The organism is Kitasatospora sp. NPDC056531 (assembly GCF_042794375.1).
Taxonomy (GTDB): domain Bacteria; phylum Actinomycetota; class Actinomycetes; order Streptomycetales; family Streptomycetaceae; genus Kitasatospora.
Genome location: NZ_JBHTTU010000378.1, coordinates 1 through 1,278 on the forward strand (window position 1 = coordinate 1; position 1,278 = coordinate 1,278).

2 protein-coding genes are annotated in these 1,278 nt (G+C 74.3%); both read right to left on the reverse strand.

Features of this window, described 5'->3' with window-relative positions:
• On the reverse strand, window positions 1-189 hold a 189-nt coding region (locus ACFQ87_RS46590; RefSeq protein WP_380617111.1), incomplete at its 3' end, for a hypothetical protein.
• A gap of 21 nt (window positions 190-210) precedes the next feature.
• On the reverse strand, window positions 211-1,278 hold a 1,068-nt coding region (locus tag ACFQ87_RS46595), incomplete at its 5' end, for a phosphatidylinositol-specific phospholipase C domain-containing protein (RefSeq protein ID WP_380617112.1).

Consider the following 1,278-nt stretch of genomic DNA (forward strand, 5'->3'; position numbering starts at 1 on the left):
CCGGTCGAGGAGGTACTGGTGCTCCGCCCCGGCCCGGCCGGAGCCGAAGCGGGCGATCAGCGCCGCGCCGAACTCCGCAAGGTACGCCGTGTCGCCGCCCGCCAGGTGCGCGTCGAGGAGCCGGCACACCTCGCCCACCTCGTACGACCCGGCCAGGCCGGCCACCAGTTGCTCGATCGTCTTCGCCACGGGGGCGAAGCCTACGGCGGGTCAGCCCCGCGGGACCACCTGGGACTGCACCGCCGGGAGCTTGCGCCAGTCGCTGGAGACGATGCTGGCGTGCGCCCGGGCCAGCTGCACGGTGCGGGCGCGCGCCTGGTCGACGGTCGGGTCGGTGGCGCTGATCTTCGGCGCGACGTTCTGGGCGTCCGTCATCACCAGCAGGTAGTGCGAGCGGTCGTACCACGCGGTGTCGATGCCGTTGAGGTAGGCGGCGGCGTCGCCGTCGAAGACCACGAACCACGGGCGGATCCCGGCGTCCGCGCCAGCGTACTTGCCGCGCGGGTCGCCGGCGGCCGCGCCGTGCACCGCCGGGAAGAGCTGGGCCTGACCGATCCGGCCGGCCGCCGCCAGGTCGCGCAGGTGCCGCCCGTACTCGACGTCGGTGTGCAGGGTGTCGAACGGGTTGTGCTCCTCGACCGTCCCGGGGATCGCGTAGAGCAGCACCCGGCCGGCGAGCGCCGAGCGCCTCGGCCAGTTGCCGGCCCGCACCGCCTCGTCGAGGCTGGCGTACGAGCCGCCGCCGGGCTTGGCCAGCACGTCGGCCGGGCGCAGCACCCGGTCGCCGAGGTGGGCGGCGATCAGCGCGTCCAGCTGGTCCGGGCCCATCCCCAGGTTGGCGGCGAAGCCGCCCTTCAGCTCCAGCTTGACCACCAGCGGTCCGGCCCCCGGGTGGGCGCCGAGCCAGACCCGGATGTCGTCGAGGCAGTGCTCCAGGTTCTTGTTGGTGCCGCCGGTGTAGAGCTGGGCGGAGGTGTCGGCGGCGGTGCAGTTGTTGGAGTTGCCGAGCGGGTTGGAGTGGCTGACCTTCCACTCGTGGGTGATGACGTCGGTCCAGAGGTCCAGCTCGATCATCCCGGTGCCGGTGTCCAGCCCCCGGGCGAGGTACGGGTAGGCAGCCGGGTCGTAGGTGTTGTGCAGGCCGACGGTGGTGGCCGAGCCGAACGGCAGGTCGCCCGTGCCGGACTCGGTGGCGCCCGCCGCGCCGGTCGGGACGACGGCCGCCGCGGCGCCGAGCAGGCCGGCCGCCAGGAGGCCGGCCAGGGTACGGCGTACGGT